A 6,510-nucleotide genomic window follows, 5' to 3' on the forward strand; every position below is an offset into this window, starting at 1 on the left:
AGGAGACTTGCATGACCGTGATCACCAATATCGAAGACCTGCGCGTGCTGGCGCAAAAGCGCGTGCCCCGCATGTTCTACGACTACGCCGATTCCGGCTCGTGGACCGAGGATACCTACCGCGCCAATTCCGCCGATTTTCAGAGCATCAAGCTGCGCCAGCGCGTGGCGGTGAACATGGACAACCGCAGCACCGCCACCCAGATGGTGGGCCTGGACGTGAAGATGCCGGTGGCCATCGCCCCGGTCGGTCTGACCGGCATGCAGCACGCAGACGGCGAGATCCACGCCGCCAAGGCGGCCGAAAAATTCGGCATCCCGTTCACGCTGTCCACGATGAGCATCTGCTCGATTGAAGACATCGCCGAAAACACGACAGCACCCTTCTGGTTTCAGCTCTATATGATGCGCGACCGCAAGGCGATGGCGCGCATGATCGAACGCGCGCGCGCCGCCCGCTGCAGCGCCTTGGTGCTGACACTCGACCTGCAAGTGATCGGACAGCGCCACAAGGACCTGAAGAACGGCCTTACCGCGCCGCCCAAGCCGACGCTGTCCAACATCGTCAACCTGATGACCAAACCACGCTGGTGCCTGGGCATGCTGGGCACGCGCCGGCACACCTTCCGCAACCTGGTGGGCCACGTCGAAGAGGTGACCAACATGAGTTCGCTGGCCTCATGGACCAATGAGCAATTCGACCCGCGACTGTCGTGGGCCGATGTTGAATGGGTGCGCAAGCTGTGGGGCGGCAAACTCATCCTGAAAGGCATCATGGACGTCGAAGACGCCCGCCTGGCGGTGGCCAGCGGGGCCGATGCCCTGATCGTCAGCAATCACGGCGGACGCCAGCTCGATGGCGCACCTTCCAGCATCGCCGCGTTGCCCGCCATCGTCGAGGCCGTGGGTTCGCAGATTGAGGTCTGGATGGACGGCGGCATTCGGTCCGGGCAAGACGTGCTCAAGGCCCGGGCGCTGGGCGCCAAGGGCACGATGATCGGCCGCGCCATGGTCTATGGCCTGGGCGCCATGGGCGAGGCCGGCGTCACCAAGGCGCTGCAGATCATCCACAAGGAACTGGACATCACGATGGCCTTTTGCGGCCACACCAATATCAACACAGTGGACAAAGGCATCTTGCTGCCGGGCACCTACCCTAAAGCATCTGCGACACCAGCTTGAAATCGGCATCTTCCGCGAACGATTTGACGTGGAAGCCCAGACTGCGCATCAGCTTGAGCATGGCGGGGTTGTTGGCCAGCACCAGGCCTTCAATCTCCGTCAGCCCCTTCTCACGGGCGAAGTCCATGATGGACAGCATCAGCCGTGAGCCCAGACCCTTGCCCTTGAAGTCGTCGGACACCACCAGCGAGAACTCGCAACTGGTGCGGTCCGGGTTGGTAATGTAGCGCGACACGCCCACAATACGGTTCACCTCGGTCTCTCGCCCATCAGCGCCGGACCGACGTTCGCGATAGACCGCCACCAGCGCCATTTCGCGGTCGTAGTCAATCAGAGTGAAGCGCGAGAGCATGGTGGCGGGCAATTCCTGCATGCTGGAGACAAAGCGGAAGTAACGACTCTCGGGCGAGAGCTTGCGTACAAACTCCTGCAGCATGCTGGCGTCGTCCGGGTGCACCGGGCGCACCGTGTATTCACCCCCACCATGCAGCGGCCACACTTGCTCGTGCTGCGACGGATACGGCAGGATCGCCAGGTGGTTGTAGTGGCGCATGGACGGTGGCGCGTTGTCGATCACGATGCGCGCATCCACCGCCAGCGCGCCGGACTCGTCCACGATGATGGGGTTGATGTCCATCTCGCGCAGTTGCGGCAGCTCGCACACCATTTCAGACACCCGCAACAGCACCTGCTCCAGTGACTCCATGTTGACCGGCGCCGCACCGCGCCATTCACCCAGTGTCTCGGCCACGCGGGAGCGCTCGATCAGACTGCGCGCCAGGAACTGGTTCAGCGGCGGCAACTCCATGGCGCGGTCGTCGATCAGCTCGATCATGGTGCCGCCGGCGCCAAAGGCGATCACCGGACCAAACGGGTCGTCGGTGACCAGGCCGATGTATATCTCACGCCCGCGCTTTTTGCTGGCCATGTTCTGAATCGTGACGCCATTGATGCGCGCCTCCGGCAATAACTTGCTCACCGCCTGCATCATCTCGATATAGGTGTCGCGCACGCCCACGGCGTTCAGCACGTTGAGTACCACGCCCTGCACGTCAGACTTGTGGCTGATGTCGGGCGAGTCGATCTTGAGTGCCACTGGAAAGCCCAGCTGGGTCGCGATCATGATGGCTTCGTTAACGTTGCGCGCCAGGATAGTCTTGGTCACCGGAATATGAAACGCCGCCAGCAGCGCCTTGGACTCCATCTCGGTCAGCACCTTGCGGCGCTCGGCCAGCACACTTTCAATCAGCATGCGGGCACCCTCGACATCGGGCTTGGCCAGATCGGACAAGGGCGGCGGTGTTTGCTGCAGCAGTTGCTGGTTTTGGTAGAAGGACGCGATGTTGCCAAAAGCGCCCACGGCGGCTTCAGGCGTGCGAAAGGTCGGAATCGCCGCCTCGTTCAAGATATTTCGGGCTTCGCCGACGCTGGCGTCGCCCATCAGGCACGTCAACAGCGGTTTGCCCAGCTGTTTGTTGGCGTCCGCCAGTGCGGCGGCAATGGTCCCACTGTCCATGCCGATTTTTGGGGAAAAAATCGCCAGCACGCCATCGACCTGGCGCGCTTTGCCAGCTGCCTCGATCGCCGCCTTGAAATGCTCCGGTCCGGCCTCTTCCGAGACATCAATCAGGTCACTCAAAGTCGCCAGCGATGGCAATTGGGTTTTGAGCGCCTGCGCCTGCTCAGCGGTGAGGCTGGCCAGCTGCAAATTGATTTCACTGACCCAATCCGCGGCCAGCACGCCTGGCCCGCCGCCATTGGTCACGATCGCCAGCCGCCGCCCCACCGGCCGGTAACGCGAGGCCAGGCATTTGGCGGCAGAGAACAGTTGCACAAACGAGCGCACCCGCACGGCGCCGGCGCGGCGCAAGGCGGCGTCAAACACATCATCGCTGCCAACAATGGAGCCCGAATGCGTGAGCGCAGCCCGGTTACCCGGCGGCTTGCGCCCGGCTTTGAGTACCACCACCGGCTTGGCATTGGCGGCGGCGCGCAGGGCGCTCATGAAACGGCGCGCGCTGCTGATGCCTTCCAGATACACCACGATGCTGTGGGTGTGCGCATCGGCGGCCAGAAAATCCAGCACCTGAGCCATGTCAACAGCGGTATTGGGACCCAGCGACACCACGGTCGAAAAGCCCACGCCATTTTTCTGCGCCCAATCAAGAATGGAAGAGGTCAAGGCCCCCGATTGCGACACCAGCGCCAGCGGGCCTTGTGCGCACAAGTTGCCCGCCACACTGGCATTGAGCTGCAAATGCGGGCGCTGAAAGCCCAGGCAATTCGGCCCCAGCAGATGCACGCCGTCGCGCCGCGCGATTTTGTGCAATTCGGCGGCCTGCGCGGCGTCGATGCCGCTGGAGATCACCAGGGCGGCACGGCACTTGATGCGGCCGGCGATTTCAAGGGCTGAGGCCACCTCGGCCGGCGGCAGGACAATGATCGCCAGATCGGCCTGGGTATGGGCCAGATCGGCCAGCGTGCCGCTGGAATGAATATCCAGAAACACCACCGTGCCCGTGAAGCGCTGTGCCACCAGTGCGCGGTGCAAAGCCACTGCCTGCAGTGTCTGCGAAGCCGGATCGTCCGCCTTGCCGGCAAATACAACGATGGATTTTGGCGAGAAAAGCGGCGTGAGAAAGTGCTGATCCATATTGATATATCTTAATTTTTGTCGTGGATTCGAGCTTAACGCGTCCACGCCCCCACGGCCTTGACTTGGCGCATATCCATACGCGCTATCCTCAAAGCATGCGCAAACTAATTCGCTGGCTGGGTCCAGCGCGACTCCCCTTCTTGGTGCTGACGCCGGCCTGCATTGTGCTAGGCGTCGCCTGTGTGCAATGGACCCAGGGCCGGGTCAATTGGCCGGAAGCGTTGTTGGTGCTGCTGGGCGCGGTGGCCGCGCACATCAGCGTCAACGCGTTCAACGAATACCAGGATTTTCACAGCGGCCTGGACGCGCTGACCCAGCGCACGCCCTTCAGCGGCGGTAGCGGCGTGTTGCCCGCCCACCCCGAACTGGCGCGCAGCACACTGGCGATGGCCATCGTGTGCCTGGGTATCAGCATCGGCGTGGGTTTGTATTTTGTTGCGCTGCGCGGCGCCGCCTTGTTGCCGCTGGGCATGGCCGGCGTGGCGCTGGTGCTGGCCTACACGCAGTGGATCACGCGCCACCCGCTGTTGTGCCTGTTCGCACCCGGCCTGGGCTTTGGCCCCTTGATGATTCTGGGCACCCATGTGGCACTGACCGGCCACTACGCGGCCAGCGCCGCTGCGGCATCGCTGGTGCCCTTCTTTCTCGTCAACAACCTGCTGCTGCTCAACCAGTTCCCGGACGCGGACGCCGACCGGCGCGTGGGCCGCCGCCATATTCTGGTGACGTCAGGCCCGGCCGTGGCGGCCCGCTGGTATGGGGTGCTGACGGTGCTGGCGTTTGCCAGCATGCCGCTGGGTGTCCTGCTTGGCCTGCTGCCCGCGGGTGCTCTGCTCGGCCTCTTGGCGCTGGTTCTGGCCTGGCCGACAGCGCGTGACGTGCTGGCGCACGCGCTGGATGTGGAGCGCCTGCTGCCGGCCATGGGCCGCAACGTACTGATCAACCTGCTGACGCCGGTGTTGATGGCCATTGGGATCGTGATGTCGTGAGCGCGCCGCCTGGCGGCCTGATACGCCGCATCGCCCACCTCGACATGGACGCCTTTTATGCCTCCGTCGAATTGCTGCGCTACCCGCAGCTCAAGGGTCTGCCGGTGGTGATTGGGGGCGGTCGCCGCGCCGAGGACGAAACACTGCGCCAGACTTATGAGGGCCACACCCTGGCCGATATTCCGCTGGCTGCCTTCCCCCGGCTGAAAGATTACACGGGCCGTGGCGTCATCACCACCGCCACTTACGCGGCGCGCCAGTTTGGTGTGGGCTCGGCACTGGGCCTGATGAAAGCCGCCAAACTGTGTCCGCAGGCGATATTGCTGCCGGTGGACTTTGCCGAAATCCGCAAGTACTCGCGCGCCTTCAAGGCCATCATTCTCGACATCGCACCACTCATGGAAGACCGCGGCGTGGACGAGGTCTACATCGACTTCACCGAGGTGCCCGGCGGCCAGCGCGAAGGCGGCCGCGTGCTGGCGCGCCTGATCCAGAAAACCATTTTTCAGCAGACCGGCCTGACCTGCTCGGTCGGCGTGGCGCCCAACAAGCTGCTGGCCAAGATGGCCAGCGAGTTCAACAAACCCAACGGCATCTCCATCGTTTTCGAAGGCGATCTGCAGCAAAAAATCTGGCCGCTGGCGTGTCGCAAGATCAACGGCATTGGCCCCAAGGCGGATGAAAAATTGAAAGGTCTGGGGATTCAAACTATTGGCGATCTGGCGCAGAAAGAACTGCAATGGCTGATCGACCATTTTGGCCAGAAAACCGGTGCCTGGATGTTTGACGCCGCTCAGGGCCGGGACACGCGTCCGATCGTGCTGGAGAGCGAGCCGGTGTCGATCAGCCGCGAGACCTCGTTTGAGCGCGACTTGCACGCGGTGCGTGACAGAGCCGAACTCGGCGCCATCTTCACTCGCCTGTGCGAACAGCTCGCCGATGATTTGCAGCGCAAAGGCTATGTCGGCAGGACCATCGGCATCAAGCTGCGTTTCGCCGATTTCCAAAGCGTCACCCGCGACAAGACTTTGGACAGTTACACCGCCGACGCGCAAACCATTCGCCAGACCGCCGGGCAATGCCTCAAACGCGTGCCGCTGGACAAGCGCCTGCGCCTGCTGGGGGTGCGCGTGGGCTCGCTGGTGAAGGCGGGAGACGCCGAAACGGATGACGAAAACAGGCCTTCAGTCCACGGCATATCGGTGTCATCAACGACTGATTCGATAGCGAAAATCAGTCAGCTTTTTTGAGAATTCGGGAGACCGGACGCCTGCAGGATTGACACCTTCGTACCGGAGGTTCCCATGACTCCGCTGGAATATCAGATGTGGGACACCAAGCTCATTCTGTGGGTGCTTGGGTGATGGCGGTTGCGTTGGCTCTCACGCTCGGCTGTGCGTTGCGCTGGCCCGGCCGGGCTGGCGCAGGGTGCGGGGGCTCATGCGCTTCGCTTTTTGAAATCGCCCCTACCCCCTGCGCCACCCCAGCCTGGAGTGCTGCGGTTGACGTTGTTACGTTTGCTATGTTTTCAATAGCTACTTGCGCAATATTTACAGAGGGCGCTCTCAAATCCAAGTGCAACACAGCGGTAGTTTATGGGATGGTTTGCGCTGAGTCTTCAAGCTTGGCAAGCCAGGCACTGTAGACCTCATACGGTGTGCACCAGTCCAGCGTTTTCCTGGGC

4 protein-coding genes are annotated in these 6,510 nt (G+C 62.5%); 3 read left to right on the top strand and 1 reads right to left on the bottom strand.

The window, feature by feature from the left end:
- The first annotated feature begins 11 nt into the window (after positions 1 to 11).
- On the top strand, positions 12 to 1,181 hold the full coding sequence (locus tag C5P05_RS16050; RefSeq protein WP_114970857.1) for an alpha-hydroxy acid oxidase: 1,170 nt from the start codon (positions 12 to 14) through the stop codon (positions 1,179 to 1,181).
- Here C5P05_RS16050 and C5P05_RS16055 read toward each other — a convergent pair.
- Entirely contained in the window at positions 1,156 to 3,834 is a 2,679-nt protein-coding gene (locus C5P05_RS16055; protein ID WP_114970858.1) for a bifunctional acetate--CoA ligase family protein/GNAT family N-acetyltransferase, read from the bottom strand. The two genes, C5P05_RS16050 and C5P05_RS16055, sit on opposite strands and share 26 nt — an antisense overlap.
- A gap of 98 nt (positions 3,835 to 3,932) precedes the next feature.
- Between C5P05_RS16055 and C5P05_RS16060 the strand changes: the two genes are divergently transcribed.
- Both C5P05_RS16060 and C5P05_RS16065 read left to right on the top strand, forming a co-directional pair.
- The gene (locus C5P05_RS16060) at positions 3,933 to 4,826 is read left to right on the top strand and encodes a prenyltransferase (RefSeq protein WP_114970859.1); all 894 of its coding nucleotides are present in this window, start codon (positions 3,933 to 3,935) and stop codon (positions 4,824 to 4,826) included.
- 44 nt (positions 4,827 to 4,870) lie between these two features.
- On the top strand, positions 4,871 to 6,076 hold the full coding sequence (locus C5P05_RS16065) for a Y-family DNA polymerase (protein ID WP_114970862.1): 1,206 nt from the start codon (positions 4,871 to 4,873) through the stop codon (positions 6,074 to 6,076).
- Positions 6,077 to 6,510 lie beyond the last annotated feature (434 nt).

Origin of the sequence: Rhodoferax ferrireducens (genome assembly GCF_003347515.1) — a bacterium.
Lineage (GTDB): Bacteria > Pseudomonadota > Gammaproteobacteria > Burkholderiales > Burkholderiaceae_C > Rhodoferax.

Coding starts and splice junctions, on each gene's coding strand:
- C5P05_RS16050 (WP_114970857.1), top strand. CDS start 12: ATGACCGTGATCACCAATATCGAAGACCTGCGCGTGCTGGCGCAAAAG.
- C5P05_RS16055 (WP_114970858.1), bottom strand. CDS start 3,834: ATGGATCAGCACTTTCTCACGCCGCTTTTCTCGCCAAAATCCATCGTT.
- C5P05_RS16060 (WP_114970859.1), top strand. CDS start 3,933: ATGCGCAAACTAATTCGCTGGCTGGGTCCAGCGCGACTCCCCTTCTTG.
- C5P05_RS16065 (WP_114970862.1), top strand. CDS start 4,871: ATGGACGCCTTTTATGCCTCCGTCGAATTGCTGCGCTACCCGCAGCTC.